At 38.5% G+C, this 26030-nt stretch carries 29 protein-coding genes and 3 tRNA genes; 14 read left to right on the plus strand and 18 right to left on the minus strand.

The window, feature by feature from the left end:
* Positions 1-71: 71 nt before the first annotated feature.
* From asnA to B2107_RS07600, 11 genes are all read right to left on the minus strand, one after another.
* On the minus strand, positions 72-1118 hold the full coding sequence (asnA, locus tag B2107_RS07550; protein WP_293954634.1) for an aspartate--ammonia ligase: 1047 nt from the start codon (positions 1116-1118) through the stop codon (positions 72-74).
* Positions 1119-1375: 257 nt separating this feature from the next.
* The gene (locus B2107_RS07555; protein WP_293954636.1) at positions 1376-1702 is read right to left on the minus strand and encodes a HesB/IscA family protein; all 327 of its coding nucleotides are present in this window, start codon (positions 1700-1702) and stop codon (positions 1376-1378) included.
* Between the two features lie 81 nt (positions 1703-1783).
* Positions 1784-2962, minus strand: a complete 1179-nt coding sequence (locus B2107_RS07560; RefSeq protein ID WP_293954638.1) for a cysteine desulfurase family protein — start codon at positions 2960-2962, stop codon at positions 1784-1786.
* Between the two features lie 26 nt (positions 2963-2988).
* Positions 2989-3414 (minus strand): DUF983 domain-containing protein, encoded by a 426-nt coding sequence (locus B2107_RS07565; protein ID WP_293954640.1) that lies wholly within the window; start codon positions 3412-3414, stop codon positions 2989-2991.
* Between the two features lie 2 nt (positions 3415-3416).
* Positions 3417-4283 carry an AraC family transcriptional regulator gene (locus tag B2107_RS07570; protein ID WP_293954641.1) on the minus strand — a complete coding sequence of 289 codons (867 nt, stop codon included), beginning with the start codon at positions 4281-4283 and terminating at the stop codon, positions 3417-3419.
* Positions 4284-4575: 292 nt separating this feature from the next.
* The gene (locus B2107_RS07575) at positions 4576-4734 is read right to left on the minus strand and encodes a hypothetical protein (RefSeq protein WP_293954643.1); all 159 of its coding nucleotides are present in this window, start codon (positions 4732-4734) and stop codon (positions 4576-4578) included.
* A 12-nt stretch (positions 4735-4746) separates the two neighbouring features.
* Complete coding sequence (locus tag B2107_RS07580; protein ID WP_293954645.1) at positions 4747-5721, minus strand: 2-hydroxyacid dehydrogenase; 975 nt, start codon at positions 5719-5721, stop codon at positions 4747-4749.
* Between the two features lie 106 nt (positions 5722-5827).
* Entirely contained in the window at positions 5828-7258 is a 1431-nt protein-coding gene (locus B2107_RS07585) for a serine hydrolase domain-containing protein (RefSeq protein ID WP_293954647.1), read from the minus strand.
* A 31-nt stretch (positions 7259-7289) separates the two neighbouring features.
* Positions 7290-8030: a LytR/AlgR family response regulator transcription factor gene (locus B2107_RS07590; RefSeq protein ID WP_293954649.1), complete on the minus strand. Its 741-nt coding sequence runs from the start codon at positions 8028-8030 to the stop codon at positions 7290-7292.
* Positions 8023-9069 (minus strand): sensor histidine kinase, encoded by a 1047-nt coding sequence (locus B2107_RS07595; protein WP_293954651.1) that lies wholly within the window; start codon positions 9067-9069, stop codon positions 8023-8025. The genes B2107_RS07590 and B2107_RS07595 overlap by 8 nt, the downstream gene beginning before the upstream one ends.
* 3 nt (positions 9070-9072) lie before the next feature.
* Entirely contained in the window at positions 9073-9954 is an 882-nt protein-coding gene (locus B2107_RS07600; RefSeq protein WP_293954652.1) for a LiaF transmembrane domain-containing protein, read from the minus strand.
* A 266-nt stretch (positions 9955-10220) separates the two neighbouring features.
* Between B2107_RS07600 and B2107_RS07605 the strand changes: the two genes are divergently transcribed.
* Positions 10221-10556, plus strand: coding sequence for a DUF3276 family protein (locus tag B2107_RS07605; RefSeq protein ID WP_293954654.1), 336 nt, complete (start codon positions 10221-10223; stop codon positions 10554-10556).
* A gap of 88 nt (positions 10557-10644) precedes the next feature.
* Here the strand turns inward: B2107_RS07605 and B2107_RS07610 are convergent, their stop codons facing one another.
* A complete protein-coding gene (locus B2107_RS07610) occupies positions 10645-11487 on the minus strand; it encodes an alpha/beta fold hydrolase (RefSeq protein ID WP_293954656.1) in 843 nt (280 codons plus the stop codon).
* Positions 11488-11673: 186 nt separating this feature from the next.
* Here B2107_RS07610 and B2107_RS07615 point away from each other — a divergent pair.
* From B2107_RS07615 to B2107_RS07640, 6 genes are all read left to right on the plus strand, one after another.
* Positions 11674-11747, plus strand: a tRNA-Arg gene (locus tag B2107_RS07615).
* Between the two features lie 26 nt (positions 11748-11773).
* Positions 11774-11847, plus strand: a tRNA-Arg gene (locus tag B2107_RS07620).
* 169 nt (positions 11848-12016) lie between these two features.
* Positions 12017-12090, plus strand: a tRNA-Arg gene (locus B2107_RS07625).
* Positions 12091-12164: 74 nt separating this feature from the next.
* The gene (locus B2107_RS07630; protein ID WP_293954658.1) at positions 12165-12734 is read left to right on the plus strand and encodes an adenylate kinase; all 570 of its coding nucleotides are present in this window, start codon (positions 12165-12167) and stop codon (positions 12732-12734) included.
* 36 nt (positions 12735-12770) lie between these two features.
* Positions 12771-13769 (plus strand): GTPase ObgE, encoded by a 999-nt coding sequence (gene obgE / locus B2107_RS07635; RefSeq protein ID WP_209574762.1) that lies wholly within the window; start codon positions 12771-12773, stop codon positions 13767-13769.
* Between the two features lie 177 nt (positions 13770-13946).
* Entirely contained in the window at positions 13947-14300 is a 354-nt protein-coding gene (locus tag B2107_RS07640; RefSeq protein WP_293954660.1) for a TM2 domain-containing protein, read from the plus strand.
* Positions 14301-14323: 23 nt separating this feature from the next.
* On the opposite strand, the gene B2107_RS07645 is transcribed toward B2107_RS07640, so the two are convergent.
* Positions 14324-14470: a hypothetical protein gene (locus B2107_RS07645; protein WP_293954662.1), complete on the minus strand. Its 147-nt coding sequence runs from the start codon at positions 14468-14470 to the stop codon at positions 14324-14326.
* Here B2107_RS07645 and B2107_RS21890 point away from each other — a divergent pair.
* From B2107_RS21890 to eno, 3 genes are all read left to right on the plus strand, one after another.
* Entirely contained in the window at positions 14420-14605 is a 186-nt protein-coding gene (locus tag B2107_RS21890; protein WP_366770006.1) for a DUF2752 domain-containing protein, read from the plus strand. The genes B2107_RS07645 and B2107_RS21890 overlap by 51 nt on opposite strands.
* 229 nt (positions 14606-14834) lie before the next feature.
* Complete coding sequence (gene carA, locus B2107_RS07650) at positions 14835-15935, plus strand: glutamine-hydrolyzing carbamoyl-phosphate synthase small subunit (RefSeq protein WP_293954664.1); 1101 nt, start codon at positions 14835-14837, stop codon at positions 15933-15935.
* A gap of 210 nt (positions 15936-16145) precedes the next feature.
* A complete protein-coding gene (gene eno / locus B2107_RS07655) occupies positions 16146-17441 on the plus strand; it encodes a phosphopyruvate hydratase (RefSeq protein ID WP_293954666.1) in 1296 nt (431 codons plus the stop codon).
* A gap of 119 nt (positions 17442-17560) precedes the next feature.
* Here the strand turns inward: eno and B2107_RS07660 are convergent, their stop codons facing one another.
* The 3 genes from B2107_RS07660 to B2107_RS07670 are packed head-to-tail and all read right to left on the minus strand — an operon-like array spanning position 17561 to position 20288.
* Positions 17561-18448 carry a DUF72 domain-containing protein gene (locus tag B2107_RS07660; protein ID WP_293954668.1) on the minus strand — a complete coding sequence of 296 codons (888 nt, stop codon included), beginning with the start codon at positions 18446-18448 and terminating at the stop codon, positions 17561-17563.
* A 1-nt stretch (position 18449) separates the two neighbouring features.
* Positions 18450-19640, minus strand: coding sequence for an MFS transporter (locus B2107_RS07665; protein ID WP_293954670.1), 1191 nt, complete (start codon positions 19638-19640; stop codon positions 18450-18452).
* Between the two features lie 6 nt (positions 19641-19646).
* Positions 19647-20288, minus strand: coding sequence for a YceH family protein (locus B2107_RS07670; protein WP_293954672.1), 642 nt, complete (start codon positions 20286-20288; stop codon positions 19647-19649).
* Between the two features lie 178 nt (positions 20289-20466).
* On the opposite strand from B2107_RS07670, the gene B2107_RS07675 reads away from it, so the two are divergent.
* The 3 genes from B2107_RS07675 to B2107_RS07685 are packed head-to-tail and all read left to right on the plus strand — an operon-like array spanning position 20467 to position 23560.
* The gene (locus tag B2107_RS07675) at positions 20467-21393 is read left to right on the plus strand and encodes a histone deacetylase family protein (RefSeq protein WP_293954674.1); all 927 of its coding nucleotides are present in this window, start codon (positions 20467-20469) and stop codon (positions 21391-21393) included.
* A gap of 9 nt (positions 21394-21402) precedes the next feature.
* Entirely contained in the window at positions 21403-22461 is a 1059-nt protein-coding gene (locus B2107_RS07680; RefSeq protein ID WP_293954676.1) for a nucleoid-associated protein, read from the plus strand.
* A 19-nt stretch (positions 22462-22480) separates the two neighbouring features.
* Positions 22481-23560 (plus strand): DUF3810 domain-containing protein, encoded by a 1080-nt coding sequence (locus tag B2107_RS07685; protein WP_293954678.1) that lies wholly within the window; start codon positions 22481-22483, stop codon positions 23558-23560.
* 74 nt (positions 23561-23634) lie between these two features.
* Here B2107_RS07685 and B2107_RS07690 read toward each other — a convergent pair whose 3' ends face one another.
* Positions 23635-24270 (minus strand): hypothetical protein, encoded by a 636-nt coding sequence (locus tag B2107_RS07690; protein WP_293954680.1) that lies wholly within the window; start codon positions 24268-24270, stop codon positions 23635-23637.
* 56 nt (positions 24271-24326) lie between these two features.
* Positions 24327-25442 (minus strand): lipid-A-disaccharide synthase, encoded by a 1116-nt coding sequence (gene lpxB / locus B2107_RS07695; RefSeq protein WP_293954682.1) that lies wholly within the window; start codon positions 25440-25442, stop codon positions 24327-24329.
* 231 nt (positions 25443-25673) lie between these two features.
* Here lpxB and B2107_RS07700 point away from each other — a divergent pair, with 231 nt between their 5' ends.
* Positions 25674-25979 (plus strand): FtsB family cell division protein, encoded by a 306-nt coding sequence (locus B2107_RS07700; RefSeq protein WP_293954684.1) that lies wholly within the window; start codon positions 25674-25676, stop codon positions 25977-25979.
* Positions 25980-26030 lie beyond the last annotated feature (51 nt).

Genomic DNA, 26030 nt, shown 5'->3' on the forward strand with positions numbered 1-26030 from the left:
ATTACCGGGTGCTTATTTGTAGGATAAGTGGAATGTGGATAGTGACACGTCGATTCTTAATAGGTATCGTTTTATAAGATATCAATACCTTCTCTTCTTAAAGACTCTTTTTTGCCCTCTTCCCATATACTGACTTGGACTTCGCCTATATGCTGTTTCTTTAGCATAAACATACAGACGCGGGATTGTCCGATACCTCCGCCCATGGATTCAGGCAATTCATCATTAAGCAGCATGCTGTGAAAAGTCAGTTTTGATTTTTCTGTGCAGTTCCTGATTTCCATTTGATGTGCTAGAGCCATTTTATCAACGCGAATTCCCATAGATGAGAGTTCAAAAGCTGAATTTAAAATTGGGTTCCATACAAGAATATCTCCGTTCAGTCCTTTGTGACCGGCTTCATTAGCTGTACTCCAGTCGTCGTAATCCGCTGCGCGGCCATCGTGAGCTACGCCATTGCTGAGGGCACCTCCAATTCCGTGTAAGAATACGGCACCGTGTTCTTTTGTAATGGCATTTTCACGTTCTTTTGCGGTTAGGTTGGGATATTTTTGCAGCAAGTCTTCAGATGAAATAAAAGTAATGGTTTCTGGAAGAATAGCTTTTATATGTGGATACTTGTTTTCAACCTCTAATTCGGTAAACCGCAAAGCTTCATAAATTTTTAGTACTGTTTCCTTTAACGAAGCCAAATTGCGTTGATTTTTATCGATTACCTTTTCCCAGTCCCATTGGTCTACATAGATGGAGTGAATAGGCGTGTAATCTTCATCAGGACGCAGTGCTTTCATATCTGTAACGATGCCTTCGCCAGATAACATCTCGAGCTCTTTTAAACGTACTCTTTTCCATTTTGCAAGGGAATGTACGACGACAGCTCTTTTTTCATTCAATGATTTTATTGGAAATGATACCGGACGCTCTATTCCATTCAGGTCATCGTTTAACCCGGTCCCGTCCAAAACCACCAGTGGTGAAGAGATTGGAATTAAATTTAAGGCTTTTTTTAATTGTTGAACAAATGTATCTTTAACGAAGCTGATAGCAACTTCGGTATGTATAAGTTTTCTTCCCTCCATATGTGTTAAATGAAATACCATGCGCGGACTGGTACGCATAGTTTTTATTTTTTTTATTCAGTTATTTCCTACAAAAGTATGAAAATATCATTGGTTAATGTGTTTAATTGTCTTTTTTAATATTTATCTATTAAAAACTTGAAAAAATAAAAAAAATCTAACAAAATGGAGATAGGTTAATATTTAATTACAAAACTAATAATCTTTTGAATCGCCAAAAAGTGTTGGGTTACTTACCAAAAGAGCCTTGAAGTAAATTCAAGGCCCTTTTGTATAGACTGCATTAGCGGTATAAGTTATACGGAGAAGCTTTCGCCGCAAGCGCAAGTGCGACTTGCATTGGGATTGTGAAATTCAAATCCCTTTCCATCCAGACCGTCTGAATAATCCAGCTCTGTACCAGCTAAATATAAAAATGATTTAATATCTAAACAGACTCTCACTCCTTTATCTTCAAAAAATTGATCACCTTTTTTTTCTTCATTGTCGAAGTTAAGCTTATAGCTTAAACCCGAGCACCCCCCACTTTCTACAGCAACGCGCACAAAGTAATTGCTGTCATATTGCTCATCCTTCATGATTTCCTCGATACGAGTTTTTGCCTTGTCAGTAACTGTAATCATAGTATTATCCTTTGTATAAAGCAAAGATACGTACAATCTTGCTATATTTCTGCTGTATTAAAGTTTTTAGAATGTCATAAATTATTTGATCAGCCTATCTTTGTACATTTGCCATATAGGTGAATGATCACGTATTTTTTTGACGGCTTCCTTGATCATTTCCGCGCAATGGAAAATCTCCTCTTCCGTGGTCAATAGGCTTAAGCTAAATCGAATAGCAGATAATGCATTTTCTTTAGACTGTCCCATCGCCATTAACACATGGGAAGGCTCTCTGGATCCAGTCACGCAAGCGGAACCAGAGGAAAGTGCCAGTTTTGGGCAGGTATTCATTATTTCGCCGGCTAGGATATGTCGGAAACTGATGTAACTTGTATTTGGTAGACGCGGTACATTTCCTCCATGAATGATGATTTCGGGAATATCGCTTAACAACTTTTCTAAAAGGTCACGGTTCCTTCCTACTGTGCTATATAATGCGGGATGAATGATTGAGATTGCCTTTCCAAGTCCTACGATTGCAGGGACGTTGTATGTACCGCCTCTAAATTCATTTTCCTGGCCTCCACCTGTGATGAGCTGGCTAATTTGAATGGGTTTAGATTTTCTCCGAATGTAGAGTGCGCCGACTCCTTTTGGTCCATGGACTTTGTGGGCACTTAAGCAGAGTACATCAATATTCAGCTGCTGTAAATCAATATTGACTTTTCCAATGGCCTGTGTTGCATCACAAAAAAATAAAACATTTTTTTCGGTGCAGATTTTGGCAATATCTGTTATCGGAGCCAATATACCTGTTTCGTTGTTGGCCGCCATAATACAGACCAATATTGTTTGCTCGGTTATCGCATTTCTCAGATCATCCAGGGCAATCATCCCCTGGATGTCGACTGGGAGATAGGTAACATGTGCTCCTTTTTTAGCCAATTGCTCACAGCAACTTAATACGGCTTTATGTTCCGTTGCGACGGTGATAATGTGCTTTCCTTTCGATTGATATTTTTCGAATATACCTTTAATGACGGTATTGATACTCTCCGTCGCGCCAGAATTGAAGAATATTTCTTTCGGAGCACAGTTAAGCGCAGCTGCAATATCGCTGCGGGCTTGCTGTACCGCAGAATTGGCTTCACGGCCCATTTGGTGATAGACACTTGATGCATTTGCATAGTTTTGGATGAAGTAGGGTGTCATTTCATTCCATACTTCGTCCAAAATACGCGTGGTGGCATTATTGTCTAAATATATTATATCCTTCATTCGGTTAAAGATATGAATAATGAAAGTTAAGCTGAAGCCTTAACGTCAACTTCCTTTTTTTTGACATTCGGGTCATACCTTAAGCCCGGGGTTAACCAATACATCAGTATGATACGGGAATAGCGGTAGTTAAACGGAGACATTAACACAACGCTCATGATAGCAACTGTGGCATACAGTATAAATGAAGAATCGTTGCCGGTCAAAATATAAGTTGCCATACAAGCGGTAACCATTTCAGCGATTGCGAAAGCATAGGTTACGTACATTGCACCATAGAAATAGCCTGGTTCACGCTCATAGCGCAGACCGCAGTATTCACAATGGCTGTTCATTTTTTGCACTTTCAGACCGTAGGCAGGTCCTTGATACACATGGCCTATTCTGCATCTTGGACATTTTGCTTGCCATGCAGCTTTAAATTCAGATAATTCGTATTTAACTTTTTCCATAGTTATAATTGTTTTCTGAACTCTTCAGGTGTGAGCCCAGCGGATTTTTTAAAAAATTTAGTGAAATAAGAGTTGTCCTTGAATTGCAGTTCATCTGCAATTTCGGTAATATTTAAATTTCGATTGACCAGAAGTCGTTTCGCTTCAAGAACGATACGGTTCCGTATTATTTCTCCAGCAGATTGTCCAATATAGGATTTACAGATAGCATTGAGATGATTTGGTGTGATAAATAACTGATCTGCATAAATACTGGGCAGTTTTGTGGTTTTAAACTGTTGCTCTACTAATTGCTGAAAGCTATTGAATATTTTATGATTGTAAGGGTTGCCTTTTTCAAGGTGCTCCTTTTCTGTACCAATGGATATATATAATATAAACTGCAACAAAAGTGTACGGATGTAGTCTTCCGATAGTTGCTCCGTTTTCGCAAATATGATTTGATCCAAAATTGCTGTTGCTTGATTTCGATATTGTTCTGTCAAAATAAATATTAGATGTTCAATTTTGCCTTGTAAAAAACTAAAGCGTTCGAGGTAATCTGTACGTAGGAGAAAGGATTGAAAATAATCGATAGAGAAATTGACAACATAGCCGGCTTCATCTCCCACAAAATTCCAGGTATGGACCTGGCCAGGAACCATAAAGTAGATCTGATAAGGCTCAATCTTATACTGATTGAAATCGATGATATGTTCGCCCGAACCTTGAGTGAAGAGAACAAAATGAAAAAAATTATGTTTGTGTGGAAACACCATATCTTGATGTTTGATGATATACGCTTTAAGATCATCAATATGAAGTGTTGTGTTGTTGTTAAGATCAATACTACAACTATCAAGGATAGGTATGGCGTTTTTTGTAATCATATTACAAAATTAAGTTAAATATTCTTTTTTAAGTGGTGTTTATTTGTTGTTTTATGGTGTTTTTCAACGATCGTGTTGTTTTGGTTGGTAAGTGATGATGTCGTAGTTCGACGCCTGTTTGAATACGCAAGTTGTTTTTGTTTCGCTAAATTTTTCAAAAAATGTTCCAACCATCAGATGAAACATAATTTGCTCGGAAGAAAAAGTAATTGGAAAAGGATTTGGCAATAGCCTTTATCACGAAATTGTGGAATACTGTTTCCAACCCAAGTGGAACAGGGAGTTTAAAAGTCTAATCCTGTTCGTCTCCCAGTGCGTGGATAAGGACAAAGTACCTGTAGGCAATAATCGCCTGCTGGTACTTTTTTAATTTTAGCGGATCCATCTGACTGTATCGAGGTAAGATGGCCTTATTTACGCTGTTCAACAGCTGATAAAATCTTCTTTTCATTGGTGTAATTATTTATTGATAAACTTCTCCATTGATGATTTGTGGCATTTTTTCACCTCTGATTGCTGTCAATAAATTGTTAGCAGCCATTAAAGCCATATTATCCCTGGTTTCTACGGTGGCCGACCCGATGTGAGGAAGAATGCATACATTGTCCATTCCTAAGAGCGGGTTATCTGGTGTCATCGGTTCAGGGTCTGTCACGTCAAGTCCTGCGCCCCATAATTCGCCAGCCTTCAGTGCCGCTGTCAGATCGAATTCATTGACCAATCCACCTCTTGCTGTATTGACCAATATAGCGGAGTTTTTCATGCGCGCAAATGCATTTTTGTCAAAACGGCTTTTAGTTTCCGCTGTCAAGGCAGCATGTATGGAAAGTACGTCGCTACGCGTTAGCAATTCATCGAAATGTACATATTTAGCACCCAAAACCCGTTCTGCTTCTTCATTTCTACTTCGATTATAGTAGATAATTTCCATGTTATACGCTGCTCTGGCTTTTCGGGCTAGTTCAAAGCCAATACGTCCCAGTCCAAAGATGCCCAGTGTTTTATTGTTGAGTTCGATGCCTAGGTTTTCAGTAGGATCGAACCCTTCCCATTTACCCTGCAATATTCTTTTATGGTTGAAAAATGCTTTTCTTGATACCGCTAGCATTAAAAGAAAAGCGACGTCTGCTGTTGCCCCAGAGAGTATACCCGGGGTGTTACTTACAGGGATTCCGTGCTGTGTGGCGGCTGAAATATCCACATTATCATAGCCGACGCTCATGAGTGATAGGGCTTTCAGGTTGGGGCAGTTTTCGAAAAAATGGGCATCAAACTTTTGCATCCCACCGTTAAGAACATAATTGCATTGTTGGCTGGCTTCGATGAGCTCATTTTCGGACAGTGGGCTGGCGGATTCGTGAATTGTAATCTCGTGGCCTGCGGATTGTAATAGATCTATGCCTTTTTGTGGAATTTTTTTTGTGATGAATATCTTCATATATATAAATGCTTTTTTATTATCATAAAAACTTATTGACACTATGACAACAAAAAAAGCCATATTGTTGTTTCAATATGGCTTTTTATTCGTGATGTTTTAATCTTTAATTCTGATGGAGGAGATAATTTAAAATAGCTTTACCTTGATCATCGGTAGAGAAAGCTGAATTTGACAGCATGACCACTCCACTTTTTTTATCTGGTGATAAGGCGAGATAGGAACTACTTCCGCCCGTTCCGCCGTTGTGCCAGAAGACTGTAAGGTTGTCAATCAAACTCATATGCCATGCCAAGCCGAGGTCTGTATCGGGTGGTAAAAAAAATGTAAATAATCTGGTATTTGCCATAGCATTTTCCAATGGATTCTGCGGCATCTTGAATTGCGCGTTGGCAAATTTAAGTAGATCTTCGAGGGTGGATTTTAGCCCACCAGCTGGGGCAAATACATTAAACGACCAAGGTAATGCTTCTTGGCCTTCTTTGTTATATACTTTAAAAGTATCTTTTCTCTTAGATTCTAATACTTGAAAAGTATTGTTCATTTCAAGTGGTTTACAGATAATGTCCTTTACAAGCTGATCGTAACTTTTTTTATAAAGACCGCAAATAATATCTCCAAGAACAGCATAACCAAGATTGCTGTACTCATATTCTTCACCCGGATTTTTCGTATTTTTAAAGCCTGAAAGGTAGTTGTAAAGTGCTTTTTTGTCATATGTTTTGTAAGGATCTTTCTCGTTATAACCGTCTACTTTGCCGAAATTATCCGGAAGCCTAGGTAGGCCGGAGGTATGATTAGCCAACATTTGAAACGTTATTTTCGAAAGCTCTTCATTTTTTTTGAGTGAGTCGGGAAGGAATAGGCTTATAGGCTGATCTAAGGTAACTGTTCCTTCTTCGACAAGATTTGACAAAAGGATAGCGGTAAAAACTTTACTTAACGAACCAATTTCATAAATGGAAGTTTTTGTAGGTGGACTCTGGTTTCCTTTGGCCGCCTCGCCATAAAAATAAGTTTTGGTTTGTCCATTCTTAATAATACCAATGGAAAGGGATTGTGTATTTTGTTGTTTGAGGTAAGCGTGCGCAACAGAATCAATAAATAGGTCGTCGTTATCTACCGATTTTTGTGTAGCTGGCACCATAATCGTTTTTTCGACTTGTGGTGTTGTCGTTGAAGGAGTAAACTTTAACGTATGAAATTTTAGGGTAGGATCCGTTGCGAAGATGACATCGTAAGATTTGCTGTCGAAGTCCATCTGATAAGTTGCGATTCCTTTTTCAAATTCTTTTCGTGTTGAGCTTTTTACTCTTCCTAATGGGTATAAATTTTCGAGTACCTGCGTGAATCGGGAAAGGCTAAATTGTTTTTTAAATGAATCGCTGGCCAAATTGTAGGCTGAGTCGGTCATCTGGGAATTGATAAAAAACTCCAGCTTATTATATACTCCTCTGTTGATTTGTTCTTCGGAACCTGGTTGGGCAAAAGAGTACGATGAGATGCCCAGCAATATTAGTGTAATAAAATGTTTCATAACTATTGATGGGCACAAATCTACGGAATGTTTAAATTCCAATCAATTGTTTTAATCGCGCATAGCCTGATTTACTGATGTTAAGCTTTTCCCCTGACACTAATGCTGCAATGTAAGAATCCTTTTCATAAGGTTCTAGTTTGGCCAATTGGTCGACTTTAATGATAAAAGAACGGTGGATACGGACAAATTGATTTGAATCCAACGCTTTTTCGAAAAATGCCATCGTTTTATTTTTTAGGTACATACCGTCTTTGGTATGAATTTTAACATAGTCATCGTAAGATTCTAGATATTTGACTGTATCAATAGGAATAATCTTGATCTGTGTACCTGTTTTGACAACAATACGGTCAATTTTTGTTTCGTCTTGGGCTGTAAGCACCTCATAGTTGGGCTGTACTTTTTTTTCTGGAGCCGAGAAGTTTGTCCTAAATTTTTCTATTGCTTTTTTAAAACGCGTAGGTGATACCGGTTTTAATAGGTAATCTAATGCATTTTTTTCAAAAGCCTTTAAAGCATATTCATCAAAAGCAGTTGTAAAAATAACAGCTGGCGGACTGTCAATGAGTTCAAGCATTTCAAAACCCGTTAATTTGGGCATCTGAACATCCAGAAAAATTAAGTCAGGTTCATGAGTATGAATAGCCTTAACGCCTTCAAAACCATCTCCACATTCGGCAACGACAGTTACATCGGTCTCGTTTTTTAAGTAACCGGCAATAATCGAGCGTGCCAATGGTTCATCATCGATAATAACGACTTTAATCATATTGAGGTATTTTTAGGGTACTGATAAATATATTGTCTAGTATTTGCGTTTCCAGCAGGTCATTTCTTCCATAGAGAAGATACAATCGACGTTGAATGCTTGAGAGTCCAAATCCAGTGCCTTTTTTTGGTTTAGATTGTTCTTCAGTGTCGAAAGGATTGGTGATTTGGATCCATAATTGACCTTCGTTTGACTGGCATTTTATTTTTATTTCGACCTGATCCCTCACGTTGTAGAGACCGTGCTTAATCGCATTCTCTACAAGGGGTTGGATGATCATTGCGGGTAGTCTGTTGTTAAAAATTTCTTCTGACGAGGATATGGATGTATTTAGTCTATGTCCAAAACGTACTTTCTCGATATCGAGATAAAGCTGTAGATGGTCTAGTTCTTCTTCGAGTGTGATGATTTGGTTATTTTCCTTCCTTAGCGTCCCTCTCAGAAAATCCGAGAGCTGGAATGTCATATTGCGGGCTTCGTCGGGATTTGCACCAATAAGAGCTATAATGGAATTGAGGCTATTAAATAGAAAGTGTGGTTGCAATTGTTGCCTGAGATTGTATAATTCGGCTTCCCGAAGCAGATTTTCGGACTCTTGTTTTCGTTTGATATTATTGATATTGTCTTCTTGAATATTCCAAACGATATTGATAATGGCAACCGATGTTAATATGAGAAAATTAACAATGCCGCGATACGGTAAAGTTAAATCAAGGAGAGGGGTGAAGTTAGATTGAATAAAATAACTCATTAAGAATCGGCTTAATCCGATGCTTATTCCGCCCATGATTAAGCCGATAATAAGTACTTTCCATATTTCCCTTGGTTGTGGGGTATAGAAGTTTAGTGCAGATGACATGCCATAACAACAGAACATCATGACTACACTATTGATAAAAGAATCTTTGAATGCGAGTTGTTGGTCAAAGCCAGAACGAAGCATCAATAAGTATTGTAACGCGAGATATCCGACAAATACGGATATACATATAATGCCAATTAAACGACTTTTAATACTGAGAAACAGTTTGTTTTTCATTTATTAAGCATTTTTTATGGTTAAATTACCTAGAATACAAGTACCTGTAATATAGATTTTTTTATTCGTGTCGGGGTTATAGATCGTTTGGAAGCGGCGGTCATCGACAGATCCTAAGATGGAAGCAACGTTACTGAACACCGTCCAATGCGGGGGGATTATAATGCGTGCGCTACCAAACAATTGAAACGTATCGATCACAATCGGCTGTTGGATGTCAGCTTTTGTTAAATCCAGTTCTATACTTCCAAATACATTGGTCAAATTACCTCCTCTAAAATTTTTAGAATAAATAACTTTCTTTTGCCCTGAAAAGATCGTGTTCAGATTGAGGTTATCCTCAAATGATTGTTGGAAAGGATCTTTTCCATTGTCGCCAAAAGCCTGCTGATTAGGCGAGGCTTGTCGGTTTGGATCATATTGTTCATTAAATGGTCTTGATTCCTGGTCATTGAGGTTGCCGTCTGTCATCCCTTCGGCAGGCACGGTTACTCGCTTGTCCCAGTCATAAGATCCTTGTGGCGGATTGGGATACGTGGGAGGAACCATCGGAGGTTTTCTTTTGCTCATAATAAAGTAAATCCCTAGAGAAATGATAATGATAGGAACGGTTACCGATCCAAAGTCTGTACGCATCATTCTCGAGATGAGGCTTGCTCCACCGATGATCAATAGAATAATCGCCGATTTTTTCTGAAATTGGGAATTTATGCCGATGACTAATCCAATAATAATTAATATCGTTTGCCAACCAAATAACCAATCTGGGAACCAACCTCCTAGATTTAGGTTATTCAGTAATAAGAATATACCTACGATAATTACGATCGCTCCTACAATATTGCGGCTATTATTGCTGTTTGGTATGATGGGTTCTTTTTCCATAATGTTTTTACTATTTATGACTCAAAGATAGCGTCACAAATATATTCTACATATTTGCTTTAGGTAATACAACTTATATTTTCGGTAAATGTAATGATTTCGTCGGTAAAAAATCTGGATGTTTGATTTTTCATCCTATTATAAAAAGGAGTTGACTGCCACTTTTACGCGTTGTTGTGTTTTTTTTTAATATTATTTGGTGGATTAAAATGAATTATTATATATTTAACAAAGATTAAGATTACTTTAAACTTAAATAACAACCAATGGGAGATTTTGAAAACAAAGAACGTGAAGAAGTTTTTTCAAAAAAGGTGAGAGCAGGTAAGCGTACTTATTTTTTTGATGTAAAAGCAACTCGATCGAACGATTACTACATTACTATCACAGAAAGCAAGAAGCGCTTTGAGGATGGCCAGTTTATTAAGCATAAGATTTTCTTGTACAAAGAGGATTTTGAAAAGTTCGCAGAAGGTTTGACGGATGTGGTGAACTACATCAAATCTAACCAGGAGGTAATCGAGAAGCGTTATGAGCCTAACTTTGACGATGCATACGCTGAAGAAGCGGGAGCGCGTTCCAAAGACGAGTTTTCGTTCTAGCATTTTAGCACGAAATTCTAAAAAAAAAGAAATAAAAGCCACTGATGTGGCTTTTTCATTGTTTGACGAGTATTCCCTGTATGCCGGCCTAGGATGAGACTAGCGGAATGCTTCGCAGAAAATCATTTAATACCGTATTGAATTTTTCGGGTTCCTCGAGATTGGGCAAGTGACCAGATTCTTCAAATTCCATATAGCGGACATCGGGTATATTTTCGATGAGTATATTGGTCTGTTCGTCGCTCATCAACTTGTCGTGTTTACCTTTTATAACCAATGTCGGGATAATAATTGTTTTCAGTGAATGGCTTGTGTCTGTCCGGGATGCGAGAGCGAGTTGTGTCGCGCAGATGCTGGCAACTTCATTTCTCCGTATGCAGCTTTTGATCAGTTCAACAGCTTCGGGATTTTCCCGAATTGTTTTCTCGTGAAATACATTGCCTATAAAACCAATGGCAAAAGGCCGTCGGCCATATTTGAGTAAAGCCTGGATCGCATCGAATCTCTTTTGCTTGGCTTTGTTGTCATCAGCAACGGAGTTAGTGTCGCAAAGGATAAGGCCTTTGAGCTGTTGCCCGATCAATTCGTAGGTTCGCAGTGCGATGTAGCCGCCCATGGAAATTCCGCACAGGATGACGTGGTTGAGGTCGAGTTTGCGAATAAATTCTACCAGATCTTTGGCAAAGACATCAATGGAGAAAAAACCATGCCCGTTGGTACTAAGGCCATGTCCTCGAACATCAATTGCTATACCCGTATAGTCTTCATCCAAATTCTGAAGCTGTTGTTTCCAGGTGTTTTTATTAAATGGGAAACCATGGATAAATATAATGGTTTTGGGGGAAGGGGCTAAGATGCTCGGTCTGATGTAATAGGAAATACTAATATCTCCAATGCGTATTTTACTGCGCTTTAATTCTCTTTTGTTCATGAATAATAGCATTTGTCCGTGTCTGAAAAAAAAAGTTTATATTTTAAATATAATATTATCAACGAGATAAAAGAAATGTTGTTGTATAAAGTTGAAAAAAGAGAAAAAATGTTTGTTAAATTGATAAATATCACGATATTTGCATCACCAAAACGGAAATGAATACTGTTTTATTTTGGTTGCCTAGCGCTCCTAGCTCAATTGGATAGAGCATCTGACTACGGATCAGAAGGTTAGGGGTTCGACTCCCTTGGAGCGCACGATACAGATTCTGTATGATAAAAAGGCATTCCTAGCTCAATTGGATAGAGCGTCTGACTACGGATCAGAAGGTTAGGGGTTCGACTCCCTTGGAGTGCACATAATGAAGCCAATCAATTTGATTGGCTTTTATTTTAGAAGCTGCTTACAAGCAGTCGAAGGGGGGTGATAGACTTCTTTTTGAAAAAAAATTTGTAAAAAAACGAATTCTGACTATATTTGCATCACCAAAACAAATGGGACAGAGTTCTAAACGTATTGGTTTATTGCGCTCCTAGCTCAATTGGATAGAGCATCTGACTACGGATCAGAAGGTTAGGGGTTCGACTCCCTTGGAGCGCACGACTGAAAAGCCTAGTCATCATCTGTGATTAGGCTTTTATTTTTTAACTCGTTTTAATTTCTTAAATAAAACTATGCTAAACCTTGTAATATTTGGCCCTCCGGGTGCAGGTAAGGGAACCCAATCTGCAAAGCTTATTGAAAAATATCAATTGGTGCACGTTTCTACTGGTGATATTTTTAGAGCACATATTAAAGGTCAAACCCCACTTGGTCAGCAAGTGAGCCAGATTATTGCTGAAGGGAATTTAGTGCCAGATTCGATTACAATAGCAATGCTGGAGGAGGAAGTAAAGAAAAATCCGGATGCAAAAGGATTTATTTTTGATGGATTTCCCCGCACTGTTGCGCAGGCTGAGGCTTTGGACGCTTTTTTAGAAGGTATCAACACCTCCATTGCAGTCGTAATCGCACTGGATGTAAATGAGGATGAATTGAAAGATCGTATTGCCAAACGCAGAGAGATTTCTGGACGTGCGGATGATGATGCTGATAAATTGGTGAAGCGTATTGATGAATATTTCACAAAGACAATTCATGTATTGCCTTATTATGAGGCTCAGGGTAAGCTTTCTAAAGTGAACGGTATCGGTGATATCGACACTATCTTTAAGAGCTTAACGGATATCATCGATAATTATTAATTAAGGTAAATACTTTTTAGACTGTAATAAATTATAATGGCGCAAGGTTCGAATTTTGTTGATTATGTGAAAGTGTGTTGTCGTTCTGGACATGGTGGGGCAGGTTCGGCTCATTTGCACCGTGATAAACACACGGCTACAGGAGGGCCTGATGGTGGTGACGGCGGTCGTGGCGGTCATATTATCCTAAAAGGAACGACTAATCTCTGGACGTTACTCCATTTAAAATATCGTAAGCATATTATTGCGTCAAACGGTGAGTCTGGCGGGAGCTCTCTACGTACGGGGGCAACTGGTCGCGATGAGATATTGGAGGTTCCGCTGGGTACTATAGCAAAGGATGCGGAGACTGGCGAGGTGTTATTTGATATTACAGAGGAAGGTGAAACCAGGATACTGGTGCCGGGTGGAAAAGGTGGTCTGGGTAACTGGCATTTTAAGTCGCCTACGCAACAGACACCGCGGTTTTCGCAACCAGGCCTTCCTGGTAAAGAGCAGTGGATGATACTGGAACTGAAAGTTCTTGCTGACGTGGGATTGGTAGGATTCCCAAATGCTGGTAAATCGACGTTGCTTTCGGTCGTATCTGCTGCAAAGCCAGAAATCGCAAACTATCCATTTACGACGCTCGTACCTAATTTGGGTATGGTGAGCTATCGGGACAATCGTTCCTTTGTAATGGCTGATATTCCAGGAATTATTGAGGGGGCTTCTGAGGGGAAAGGCTTGGGTTATCGTTTTTTACGACATATTGAGCGCAACTCAGTGTTGTTGTTTATGGTCCCTGCTGATACGGACCGGACTATCCGTGAAGAGTATGCCATTCTTTTAAATGAATTGACCGCTTATAATCCTGAATTGGCCGATAAACCAAAATTGTTGGCTATTACCAAGTCTGATATGCTCGACGAAGAGTTGGAGAAGGAGATGGAACAGGAACTACCGGAAGATATTCCTTATATTTTCATTTCTTCGGTGACTGGTAAGAATATATTGCCATTGAAAGATATGATCTGGAAAGCGATCAACTCTTAGAATTCGAAAACATAAATAGTAAAGGCGCTTTAAGATACGAAGCGCCTTTATTGTTTATAATAATTTGTATAGGCAGTTAAAAAAAAGATTTTTTTTTAGATTTTTTTGCTAATTTAACTCCATTATTTTATCCATGATGGGAGGAGGGTTTCTATTCCGTCGCCAAACTAAATCTAAATGAAAACAGAAGACGAAAAGTATTGCGTGCAGTGCGGTAAATTGATTACTATCAAGGCCGAAGTTTGTCCGTATTGCGGTGTAAGACAGCCGATATTTTATGCTAACCAACCCTTTCAACAACAAAATACTACGTTTCAGGACGATAGATGGTTACCGGCTCTGTTGTTTTGTATTTTTTTGGGACCATTTGGTGCGCATCGGTTTTATTTGGGACAAATTGGTACGGCAGTAATTCAGTTAGTCACTTTGGGCGGCTGTGGTATTTGGTATCTGATCGATTTGATTATGATTATTGTCGGAAAATATAAGGATGCTGACGGCAATTACATTAAAAGTCCGATAAACAATTAATGATTATTTTAGTCCTGAAATACCTAAGACATCATTGGATATACGCGTTGATCATCGGGTATTTCGGGATTGCTATTGGCTTGCACCTTTCCGCAGATATCCACATTCTTATTCCCTGTGTGTGGAAGGCGATAAGTGGATATAACTGTCCGGGATGTGGCCTTACGCATGCTTTTATTGCTTTGTTGCAATTGCGGTGGCAAGAGGCGTGGTTAGAAAATCCATTGATCTACTTGATTGTGCCGGTGTTAATTGCGCTGACTCTGAGAGATTTTATTCGCTTTTGGCGGTTGGAATCAAGGTGAAATAAAAAAATGAAAAATGTTTTCACTTTTAAGCGATAAGTCTTAACTTTGTCTCCCGTGAAAATTAAAGAAAAGACTTTATTGGTAGGTGCCTTAGGAAACGGTTTGTCAATCGTGATGATGCATTGTTAATTGATTTAGCCCATTTGAGGGCTTTTTTTATATCCAATCAAGAAGGCTTTAAAATTCATAAAAGTAAGGATACACATTTTATAATATTACATCGATAATGACCAACTACAGCAAATTGCCTGCAATTTTAGTTTTAGAAGATGGTACAGTTTATCACGGTAAAGCCGCTGGTAAAATTGGTACGACTACTGGGGAAATCTGTTTCAATACGGGAACAACCGGTTATCAAGAGATTTTTACAGATCCATCTTATTTTGGACAAATCATGGTAACGACCAATGCCCATATTGGCAACTATGGTATTGATGAGGACGATACCGAATCAAATCACATTCAGATTGCGGGATTGGTTTGTAAGAATTACAACATCAACTATAGTCGTAAAATGGCTGATGAATCTATTCAAAGCTATTTTGAAGAGGGGAATTTAGTTGGTATTTCTGATGTGGATACGCGTTCTTTGGTAAGACATATACGGGATAAAGGAGCAATGAATGCAATAATTTCTTCCGAAACATTGGATGTGGAGGCATTAAAGCGTCAATTGGCGGAAGTTCCTTCAATGGATGGACTTGAGCTGTCATCAAAAGTAACAACAACAGAACCTTATTTCTTCGGTAATGAAAATGCTTCGTTGCGTGTAGCGGTTTTGGACTTGGGAATCAAGAAAAATATCTTGCGGAATTTTGAAGCTCGTGATGTATTTACGAAGGTATTTCCTGCGAAGACAACATTTGAAGAAATGGAACAATGGAATCCGGATGGTTACTTTATTTCCAATGGTCCTGGTGATCCAGCTCCGATGGATTATGCTATTGAGACAGTAAAAGCTATTTTGAACGCGAATAAACCAATGTTCGGCATTTGTTTAGGTCATCAGATCCTCGCATTGGCAAATGGTATCCGCACCAGTAAATTGCATAATGGACACCGTGGGATCAATCACCCCGTGAAGAATATCATTGCTAATCGTTGTGAAATTACGTCGCAAAACCATGGTTTTGGGGTTGTAGCTGAAGACATTCAAAACTCTGATCGCGTTGAGGTAACACATGTTAATTTGAACGATCAGTCTATTGAGGGGATCCGTATCAAAGGGCAAAAAGCATTCTCGGTGCAATATCACCCCGAATCATCACCGGGTCCTCATGACTCACGTTATTTATTTGATGATTTTGTAGCAATGATCAAAAACTAAAACGTATAATATTATATAAAAACCCTTCATATTTTGAAGGGTTTTTTATTTAAGCCACCATATCAATTAGTCAAAATATGCACATTTTATTCAGAATAAATGGGGGAATAAATACATTTTTTGTTATATTTGGTTGTGGAAAATGTCTGTAGATAAGAGTGTGTCTTATCTACACTAAGTAATGAAAATAAATTATAGTCTAATAAAGAGATGAGTTTAATTATCGATGTTCATGCGCGTCAAATTTTGGATTCGCGCGGTAACCCTACAATCGAAGTAGATGTTACTACACAAAATGGTTTTGTTGGTCGTGCAGCTGTACCTTCAGGTGCTTCAACAGGTGTTCACGAAGCAGTTGAATTGCGCGATGGCGACAAGTCAACTTATTTGGGAAAAGGTGTTTTGAAAGCTGTTGAGAATGTAAATACTACAATTGCTAAAGCTTTAGAAGGTGTAGATGTTTTTGAACAAAATGCCATCGATAAAATCATGATTGATTTAGACGGTAGCGAAAATAAAGGTAATTTGGGTGCAAATGCAATTTTGGGTGTGTCATTAGCGGTTGCAAAGGCTGCTGCCCAAGAGTCACGCCAACCATTATACCGTTATATTGGCGGTGTAAATGCAAATACATTGCCTATCCCGATGATGAATATTATCAATGGCGGTTCTCACTCTGACGCACCTATCGCATTTCAGGAATTTATGATTATGCCTGTTGGCGCTCCATCGTTCTCTGAAGCTTTGCGTTGGGGTACTGAAGTTTTCCATACGTTGAAAAAAATATTACATGACAGAGGTCTTTCAACTGCAGTAGGTGACGAAGGTGGTTTTGCACCAACTTTTGAAGGTACTGAAGATGCTATTGAAACCGTACTCAAAGCGATTGAGATTGCTGGTTACAAGCCAGGTCAAGACATTTGTTTAGCATTGGATTGTGCTTCTTCTGAGTTCTACAAAGACGGTAAATACGATTATGCCAAGTTTGAAGGGGATAAAGGAGCTGTTCGTTCTAGTGAAGAACAAGCAAGTTATTTGGCTGAATTAACAGCTAAATACCCTATTATTTCTATCGAAGATGGTATGGCTGAAGATGATTGGGCTGGATGGAAAACATTGACTGATAAAATCGGTGACCACGTTCAATTAGTCGGTGATGATCTTTTTGTTACAAATACAAAACGTCTTCAACAAGGAATTGATACCCATACTGCAAATTCAATTTTAGTGAAAGTAAATCAAATCGGTTCATTGACTGAAACGATCAACGCAGTGACTTTAGCGCAAAATTCTGGATATACTTCTGTCATGTCGCACCGTTCGGGCGAGACTGAAGATTCTACTATCGCAGACTTAGCTGTCGCGTTAAACTGTGGTCAGATCAAAACAGGTTCTGCATCCCGTTCTGACCGTATGGCTAAATACAATCAATTGTTGCGTATCGAAGAAGAATTGGGTGGTAATGCCCGTTTTATCGGTAAAAACTTTAAATACGCTAAAAAGTAAGCAAAAGCTTGTTTTTAAATATTAAAGCCGAAGTAGCATATACTTCGGCTTTTTTTAGTAATGAATTTTTCAACGATTTTCTTGATGTTCAACTCATTTACGCTCGTGCTTTGTCTTAATTAAAACAGAGTATTGGGGATATTTTTATTTGGATGAGTCAGATCCAAGTTGAATGTTGTATTCAGTTTTTTAATAAAATGTGTCGCCAGTAATGGTGATTCTACCTCAATATTCTGATGGATAAAGAAATATAATTTTTGCAATCCGTTTTCCCGCCATAGTTTCAGAACATCAATCCATTGATCCAGTCGATCATAATCTGACGAGTGGTTGGCACCAACATAACGGATAAAAGCAGTAGGTGTGGTTAGACGCATATGCAGCATATCTCTTCGGCCTGCAGTATCGACCAGTACATTCGTTACATTGGTTTCTTCCAACAGTGCATAGAGTTCTTTTGTTACTTCGGGTTTGGAAAACCAGTCTTTATTTCGGACTTCCAATGCCAGGGGGACTTCTTTTGGCCAGTCATGTAGGAATAGTTTTAAACGGGCCATATCCTTTGGGTTATAATTGTCGTGCATCTGTAGGAAAGCCATGCCCAGTTTTTCATCGAAATGAACGATAGCGTCTGTAAAAAGTTTTACCTTATCAGCAGTGTTTAACAATCGACTGAAATGACTAATAGATTGTGGAATCTTTGGAAAGAACTTGAAGTTGGCAGGTGTTTTATGTTTCCAAGTCTCTACCTGATCTATGCTAGGCGAATTGTAGAATGTAGCATTGAGTTCGATGCTGTTGAACTGTGTGGAGTAATATGCGAGTTCATCTTTTGTACCTCTTGGGTAAAAGCCCTTTAAATCTTGTTTATTCCATTTTGCGCAACCTACATAGACTTCAAAGGGCTTTTCATTTTTGAAATGCTGCAATAGGTTTAATGTTTCTGGTGGAGTTGGGGGAAGGGTAAAATCGATTTCCTCAGGATGTTCTACTTGACCGAATTTCATATCAGTTTTTTCTTAATTTATAATCAAATAATACATGAGCCAACAAGGCCAGAAGCGTATAGCACGTACCTACGAAAATAACGCCTGGCCATTGAAAATGTTGCCATGCCTGTGCAGCAAAAAAGGTGCCTGTTGATCCGCCGATAAAATAGCTGACCATATATACCGTATTGAGCCGGTTATTGGCGCCAAGGTTTAGCGCATAGAAATCACTTTGATTTAGGATGTGCATGGATTGTAGGCCAAGATCAATCAAAATAACGCCGAAGATCAGTCCCCAATAATAATTACCAAAGAGGGCAAATAACAACCAGCTCAATAACATTAATAGAATAGCATACAAGATAATTTTTGCTTTACTCATGTATACGGTCAGTTTGTTGACGAAAGCAGCGGCTAGTGCGCCGCTTGCGCCTACGAGGCCAAATGCTCCGGCGGTTGCCGGGCCATCGAAGAAAGGTGGGGCTGCAAGGTGGAACACAAGTGTTGTAAAGAATGCAGAAAAAGCGCCAAAGCCCATGGCTCCACGGAATGCAGCTAATTGCAGTACAGGCTGTTTCTTGGCAAAGTCCCAGACCGAACGCATCAATTCGCTATAGGTACCTTTAAAATTAGGCATCACTTCAGGTAACCTGATGGCTATGGCTATGGCCGTAACGATCATGATCGCTGCGGCGATCCAGTACATTTCACGCCACCCGAAGTAAGAACCGATAAATCCGCTTAAAACTCGCGAAAGTAATATGCCGATCAGCAGACCCGACATGACCATTCCTATGGCCGAAGCCTGCTTTTCTTTCTGCGCAAGTTCCGCACCCATAGGAACAAAAACCTGAGGAATAACCGAAGTAAAACCTATCAAAAAGCTGAATATTAAAATCGATAAAATTGAGGTAGAAATAGCCATGCCGATTAAGGAAAAGATAATAAAAACGAAGTCGATCAAGATCATTTTCTTTCGTTTGAACATATCTCCTAAAGGAACAATCAGTAAGAGACCACATGCATATCCGATTTGAGTCAACATAGCTGAATTGCTCACCGTAGCCTCATCAACATGGAGATCTTTAGCAATCAAGCCTAGTAAGGGCTGATTGTAATAATTGTTGGCGACAACCAAACCAGTGGCAATGGTCATAAGCCACAAGGTTGCTTTCGGTAATTCTTTTTTTGAATCTATTGTTTGCAACATGGGTAATTAATGTAATTCATCCCAAAGATCCTGAAACTTCTGTTTCAACACTGCCACTTCTTCCTCCAATTGAGCTACTCGATCTAATAAGACCTGGTCATTTGAGGCGCTGCCCACGGAACCGCTAGTTTCATCAACTTCAAGATTGATTTCTCCCAATAAATGTATATAACGGACTTCCTTATGTCCGATTTGTTTTGGTATAGATTTAATGTAACCTTCTTGGGCTAATTTTTCCAATTGCGCATTGATTTCGCTTAATGACTCAAATTCATATAATCTTCCGGAGTTTGAGTTAATTTCACCTGCGGTCATTGGTCCCCTAAGCAGCAATAGACAAATAATGGATAATTCAGAAGGGACTAGTGGAAACTGGATGGCAAAATTGTGTTTATACTTCGTGACACGTGACCCGCCACCTATAACAGTAGCGATCAACCCCTTTTTCTTCAATACATCCAGTGTAGCAACAATATCTTCTTCTGTATACTGTACAACTGGCTTACGGGAAGTTTTTTGATTACAAGCAGCTTGCAAGCTGTTGATGGTCATCGGGTAATATTCAGGGGTAACTCTCGATTTTTCGATTAGTGAGCCTAGCACACGTTGTTCCATGGCAGACAATCGGGGCAAATTAGTTGTTTCCATTTATTTTCAATACTAAAAATTTATGATCGAGTACAAGTATGCTGTTATGGTCTAATAACAATGGCTTACCGGTTGTTCTGTCTCAAAGATGCCCTTTTTCTCATATAACTCCAAAGATCCAATCGATATTGTTGAAACAAATTGGTACGGGTTATGTATTTAGATTTCTTATATTCGCATGAGTAATATAAGATTTAAGGTGCTTAAGATAGCTTTTCGTCCAGAATTTGTCCACCCCCTAAAAGAAGGGCATCGTTTTCCGATGTTGAAGTATGAGCTCATTCCTCTACAGTTAAAACATGAAGGGATGGCGGATGAGTCTAATTTTTTCAGTCCTGAACTTGCCAGCTTTGAATCCTGCTGTCTGGTGCATGATCCGGTATATGTAAGGCAGTTGTTTGAGCTTACACTGGATTCCAAAATGGTCCGTAGAATAGGTTTTCCTTTGAGCCAAAGTCTTATTGACAGAGAGCGCTATATTCTCGATGGAACAATCCAAAGTGCAAATTATGCACGGGCGTATGGGGTAGCATTTAGTATTGCCGGAGGGACCCATCATGCTGGTTATGATTTTGGGGAAGGCTTTTGTTTGATGAATGATCAGGCAACTGCAGCCGGGTATCTACTGAAGCAGCAATATGCCAGTCGTATTCTCATCATTGATCTGGATGTACATCAAGGTAATGGTACCGCGCATATTTTTAAGGGGCATCAGCAGGTATTTACATTTTCGATGCATGGCGAGAAAAATTATCCCTTTATCAAACAGCGCTCGCATCTGGATATAGGCTTATTTGATGATATCTCGGATGCAGAATATCTTGGTGTATTGGAAGATAACTTAGCGGATATATTCAGAAACTTTGAGCCTGACTTTGTTTTCTACCAAGCTGGGGTGGATATTTTAGAAACAGATAAGCTGGGAAAGTTAAATTTAAGTATTAGCGCCTGTCGTCGAAGAGACGAACTTGTCTTTCAGATGTGTTATAAAAATGGCATCCCTGTACAGGTAAGTATGGGAGGAGGTTATTCTCCCGAAATTAAAGATATTGTCAATGCACACTGTCAGACTTTTAAGATAGCAATAGATTTATATAATTTATAAGATAAAAATATGTTTTTTCACCAAGATGCAACTTTTGAAGCGTTATCTATTCATCGCGTGGGCAATAAGACCCAGGATGAATTTTATATTTTGTCAGATGCACCCGTTTCTCTTGCGGACGATGAAGTACTCCCAGGGCTATTGATGCAGTATTTTATGAGTCCCTTTGCTAAGGTGAATGAAGTATATCGTCTGTATCATCCCAATGAAGAATTAGAGCTGAATGAGATTTTCTATTTTGTAAGACAGTATTTCAAGAATCAGCTTCCATTTCATGATTTTTCTCAACAAATTTCAAAACACCTGTATGAAGTTTCCAATCATCCTAAAATCAAAGCAGGTGAGGTGTATATCGTAGCATTGAAGAACGTTCAGATCGAAGGGGAAGAACATGATGCCATCGGTATATTCAAATCGGAGAATAAAGAAACCTATCTGAAAGTATATCCAGAGCAAGGCGCATTTTTGTTGGAGTATGAACAAGAAGCAATTAATATTAATAAACTCGACAAAGGCTGTATTATTATCAACGTAGAAGAGGAAGAAGGATATAAGGTATTGGTGCTTGACCAGACAAATAAGCAGCAGGAGGCAGTTTACTGGAAGGATGATTTTCTTCAACTGCGCGTGCGCAATGATAATTTTAACCAAACAGGCAATTATTTGAAAGTTTATAAGAATTTTGTGGAGGAAAAATTGGATGAGACCTTTGAATTGGAAAAAGCGGACAAGATTGATCTGTTAAATAAATCCATGAACTACTTTAAGCAAAAGGAAACATTTGTACAAGAAGAGTTTGAGGAGGAAGTGCTAGGTAATCCGCAAGCAATTGCTTTATTCCAAGATTTTAAAGCTGGTTTTGAGGATGAATTTGACACGCCATTTCAGGCAAATTTTGAAATAGCAGATAAAGCTGTAAAAAAAATGGAATCTTCTTATAAGTCTGTTTTAAAACTCGATAAGAATTTTCATATCTATGTTCATGGTAAACGTGAATATCTAGAGAAAGGTTATGATGAGGATAAGGGTATGAATTTCTATAAGGTTTATTTTGAGAACGAAAGTTAATCGTTTTAAAAAGTATTGAATGGAAAAGCGGGATAAAATAGCGGTTTTTACTTTTTTCGCTCTACTTATTGTCACTTTAATTTTCTCTGCGATCGAGAAAAATAGTCAATGGATTGAGGTATTTTATGCACAGGGACTCTATCGGTTTTATAGTCAAGTGCCGAGGTTTGTTTTTGGTTATATTCCCTTTAGTCTAGGCGATCTCTTCTATGTCGCAGTTGTCGTGTTTTTTATCTATTTAGCTGCAAAATTAATTGGAAACTTATGGAAAAGAAGATGGCAAAGTTTTGTTCGTTTAGTATTGTCCATGATCAATTTGTTATTCGGACTCTATTGTTTCTTTTACCTATCTTGGGGGCTCAACTATTACCGTCAGCCAATCAGCACAAACGTACAGCTGCAAGTCGATAGCTTAAGACTAGCCGATTATCTAATGGTATTGAATGATTTTTTAGATAGTACAAATACATTACGTGAACATGTAAATCCATCGCAGTGGGAAGAGCGTAAAGAGGTTATTCAAGAAGAGTTGACCACGTGGATCAAAAATGATACAACGTTTGCGGATTTTTTATCAACAGATCAAATTGGCGCAAAATCACCAATTAATAGCCGTATAGTTTCTTTTTTTGGAGTGTCGGGCTATTTTAATCCATTTACCCACGAAGCTCAAGTGAATAAAGCCATGCCGGCAACCTTTCTACCGTTTACTACTGTGCATGAACTTGCTCACCAGCAAGGCATCGGTTTTGAAGATGAGGCAAATTTTATTGCTTTCGTCCGCTTACAGCATCATCCTCAAGCCTTTTACCGATATTCAGCCTATCTACAGACTTCCCTATATATGCTGCGTGAGCTTCAGGGCATGTATCCTGCATTATGGAAAGATTATAAAGGGCGGTTAAGTGTAAAGGTATTGAGAGACTTAGAAAGAGAAAGAAAATTTTGGAGTACATATACTGGATGGGTCGACGATGTCATGGGATTGTTTTATAACCAATACCTAAAACACAATAATCAGCAAGAAGGAATGGCCCGATATGATCGGATGACCCGGCTGGTATTGGCGAATGAGCTTAAAGCAAGAGGGTGTAGGTAGTAGGATGTGGATTATATATAAAAAAAGCCGTATTAAAAAAGAATACGGCTTTTTTTATGATTTTAACGTTATTGTTATTGGGTTGAAATTAGTTCAAATGTTCCTTTTGTACCAGGGCTCCCAGAGAAAATTTGCCCTTGGGGCAGTCCTCTTAATCCGGTGGGTGCGGTTTTAATCCGGTCGTAAATATTTCTTAAGTCCGAATTTGCATTGACTGCACGTCCACCTGCCACTACATCTGCATAAATATAATTTGTCGCTTTCTTGTCTGTTGTTTGAGGTTTAAGGCTTCCGTTTGTTAAGGTGACTTTAACTTTTCCTCCATTTCCATTTGGAAAAGTTTTGGTTCCATTGAAAGCGTCATCTCCTTTTGCAATGATATATAGGGACCCTAATTTTTGAAAATTAGCCTTGATGTCAAAATTAGTTCCGTTATTTTTCCCATCAGTTCCATGGATAGTTGCTTTGTTTCCAATTTCAGCATAACCAATGCTGAGCTTAACATTTTTCTTACCATAGAAAGAAAAAGTAGAATTATCCTTCATGATCAAGGTATCGATGTGTATAGCGACAGTAGAATCTCTATTATCGATATTTTTTTTTGCCTTTTTACCAATTTCTAATTTAGAAATATGTTGCACTTCCTGTGCTTTACCTGTTAAGATCATTGCAAAACAAAGAAAAAAGCCTAGAATAATTTTATATTTCATAACCCTTTTAATTAATAGTGACTACTTATGGTTTGACAAATGAAAGGGAAAAGAGTTTAAATTTTAGCGAGATATTTTACAATCAATTTGGCCGTTTTCTCTGAAGCCCCAGGGGAGCCAAGTTTTTCAGCAAGGATATCGTAGTTTTCCATCACACTTGCGCGATGCACTTTGTTATTGATCAATTCACCCACTTCATAGGAAATATCGTATGCAGTGCAGTCGTCTTGAATCAATTCTCTTACAGATAAAAAGTTATTGATTAGATTTACGAGCGAGATAAATTTGACTTTGACGAGGAGTTTAGCTATCCATACAGATAGTGGGTTAGCTTTATAGACAACTACCTGAGGCACTTTCAAAATACCTGTTTCCAGCGTAGCAGTTCCACTCGTAACGACTGCGGCTTCTGCGTTATTGAGAATATCGTAAGTTTGATTGAAAATTACGGGAATATCAATACCTTTAAAAAACTGCCTGTAGAACGCTTCATCAAAATTAGGAGCACCTGCAATTACAAATTGATGAACAGGAAAAAAGAACGGAAGTTCGGCCATTATAGGCAGCAAATTAGTGATTTCCATTTCCCGGCTTCCAGGCAAAAGGGCGATGAGTGGTTTTTCTGAAAAACCATTTTCTGCCCTGAAATTGGGATTGAATTGGTAGTTTGAAATCGCATCTAATAGTGGGTTTCCAACATAATCTACTGGCATGCGCCATCTTTTGTAAAAATCCACCTCAAAAGGCAGAATGCAAAACATGTGATCGACTATCCGTTTGATTTTCTTTACACGACCCTGATTCCAGGCCCATACTTTAGGGGAAATATAATAACAGGTTCTAATTCCATGTTTTTTTGCAAAATCAGCAATTTTCAAATTGAAGCCAGGGAAATCGATCAGAATGACAGTATCTGGTCTTTCGTTTAATAGATCCTTTTTAACTTGATTGAGGTTCCTTGATATCTTTGGCAGATTTTTTATAACTTCTATAAAGCCCATAAAAGCCATTTGCGAAGTATGGATTAATGGTTTTCTTCCTGCCTCTTCCTGCATTAGATTTCCTCCAACAATTTGAAAAGTTGCATCAGGATCTTCAATTTTTAATGCTTTAATAAGGTTTGCGCCGTGTAAGTCTCCTGAAGTTTCACCTGCTATAAGATAGTATTTCATATGTCAATGATTTATTCTTTAATCATCCTATCGAATATACCATTCTATTATAAAATCGGGTATAGTTTTAAAATGGATATTCCCTTGAAATGATCGTTTTTCAACTGTTAAAGATAAGATTATTCTAGGGATATGATGAATTTGCCTTTATTATTCCATATCTTTAATCAAAGATGGTGAACTTGTAAAGAAAAAATCTTGAGAATAAAAGCTAAATAGTATTTTTGCCTTATGCAACGATTGTGGTATTTAATAAGAAATAAGTATTTGTTAGCCGCTTTGGCTTTTTTGGTGTGGATGTTATTTTTTGATAGAAATGACTTTGCCACACAGTACAGTTATCAAAAACAGAAAGCGAACCTGGAGAGTGAGCGCTCTTTCTACCTTAAGGAAAATGCGGCAATCATTAAAACAATTAACGATATTCGATCCAATCCGCAGGAAGTACAACGTATTGCCCGTGAGAAGTATAAGATGAAAAAAGATAATGAGGATATTTATGTTATTTCTAAAGTGCCACCTAAAGAAAATCCTTAATAACTAAAAAGTATATTCAAAACATAAAAAGCAAGCGGCCATCACATTTAC

The sequence above is a fragment of the Sphingobacterium sp. UBA7855 genome (genome assembly GCA_002500745.1).
Lineage (GTDB): Bacteria > Bacteroidota > Bacteroidia > Sphingobacteriales > Sphingobacteriaceae > Sphingobacterium.

Coding starts and splice junctions, on each gene's coding strand:
- asnA (WP_293954634.1), bottom strand. CDS start 1,118: ATGCGTACCAGTCCGCGCATGGTATTTCATTTAACACATATGGAGGGA.
- B2107_RS07555 (WP_293954636.1), bottom strand. CDS start 1,702: ATGATTACAGTTACTGACAAGGCAAAAACTCGTATCGAGGAAATCATG.
- B2107_RS07560 (WP_293954638.1), bottom strand. CDS start 2,962: ATGAAGGATATAATATATTTAGACAATAATGCCACCACGCGTATTTTG.
- B2107_RS07565 (WP_293954640.1), bottom strand. CDS start 3,414: ATGGAAAAAGTTAAATACGAATTATCTGAATTTAAAGCTGCATGGCAA.
- B2107_RS07570 (WP_293954641.1), bottom strand. CDS start 4,283: ATGATTACAAAAAACGCCATACCTATCCTTGATAGTTGTAGTATTGAT.
- B2107_RS07575 (WP_293954643.1), bottom strand. CDS start 4,734: ATGAAAAGAAGATTTTATCAGCTGTTGAACAGCGTAAATAAGGCCATC.
- B2107_RS07580 (WP_293954645.1), bottom strand. CDS start 5,721: ATGAAGATATTCATCACAAAAAAAATTCCACAAAAAGGCATAGATCTA.
- B2107_RS07585 (WP_293954647.1), bottom strand. CDS start 7,258: ATGAAACATTTTATTACACTAATATTGCTGGGCATCTCATCGTACTCT.
- B2107_RS07590 (WP_293954649.1), bottom strand. CDS start 8,030: ATGATTAAAGTCGTTATTATCGATGATGAACCATTGGCACGCTCGATT.
- B2107_RS07595 (WP_293954651.1), bottom strand. CDS start 9,069: ATGAAAAACAAACTGTTTCTCAGTATTAAAAGTCGTTTAATTGGCATT.
- B2107_RS07600 (WP_293954652.1), bottom strand. CDS start 9,954: ATGGAAAAAGAACCCATCATACCAAACAGCAATAATAGCCGCAATATT.
- B2107_RS07605 (WP_293954654.1), top strand. CDS start 10,221: ATGGGAGATTTTGAAAACAAAGAACGTGAAGAAGTTTTTTCAAAAAAG.
- B2107_RS07610 (WP_293954656.1), bottom strand. CDS start 11,487: ATGAACAAAAGAGAATTAAAGCGCAGTAAAATACGCATTGGAGATATT.
- B2107_RS07630 (WP_293954658.1), top strand. CDS start 12,165: ATGCTAAACCTTGTAATATTTGGCCCTCCGGGTGCAGGTAAGGGAACC.
- obgE (WP_209574762.1), top strand. CDS start 12,771: ATGGCGCAAGGTTCGAATTTTGTTGATTATGTGAAAGTGTGTTGTCGT.
- B2107_RS07640 (WP_293954660.1), top strand. CDS start 13,947: ATGAAAACAGAAGACGAAAAGTATTGCGTGCAGTGCGGTAAATTGATT.
- B2107_RS07645 (WP_293954662.1), bottom strand. CDS start 14,470: ATGCGTAAGGCCACATCCCGGACAGTTATATCCACTTATCGCCTTCCA.
- carA (WP_293954664.1), top strand. CDS start 14,835: ATGACCAACTACAGCAAATTGCCTGCAATTTTAGTTTTAGAAGATGGT.
- eno (WP_293954666.1), top strand. CDS start 16,146: ATGAGTTTAATTATCGATGTTCATGCGCGTCAAATTTTGGATTCGCGC.
- B2107_RS07660 (WP_293954668.1), bottom strand. CDS start 18,448: ATGAAATTCGGTCAAGTAGAACATCCTGAGGAAATCGATTTTACCCTT.
- B2107_RS07665 (WP_293954670.1), bottom strand. CDS start 19,640: ATGTTGCAAACAATAGATTCAAAAAAAGAATTACCGAAAGCAACCTTG.
- B2107_RS07670 (WP_293954672.1), bottom strand. CDS start 20,288: ATGGAAACAACTAATTTGCCCCGATTGTCTGCCATGGAACAACGTGTG.
- B2107_RS07675 (WP_293954674.1), top strand. CDS start 20,467: ATGAGTAATATAAGATTTAAGGTGCTTAAGATAGCTTTTCGTCCAGAA.
- B2107_RS07680 (WP_293954676.1), top strand. CDS start 21,403: ATGTTTTTTCACCAAGATGCAACTTTTGAAGCGTTATCTATTCATCGC.
- B2107_RS07685 (WP_293954678.1), top strand. CDS start 22,481: ATGGAAAAGCGGGATAAAATAGCGGTTTTTACTTTTTTCGCTCTACTT.
- B2107_RS07690 (WP_293954680.1), bottom strand. CDS start 24,270: ATGAAATATAAAATTATTCTAGGCTTTTTTCTTTGTTTTGCAATGATC.
- lpxB (WP_293954682.1), bottom strand. CDS start 25,442: ATGAAATACTATCTTATAGCAGGTGAAACTTCAGGAGACTTACACGGC.
- B2107_RS07700 (WP_293954684.1), top strand. CDS start 25,674: ATGCAACGATTGTGGTATTTAATAAGAAATAAGTATTTGTTAGCCGCT.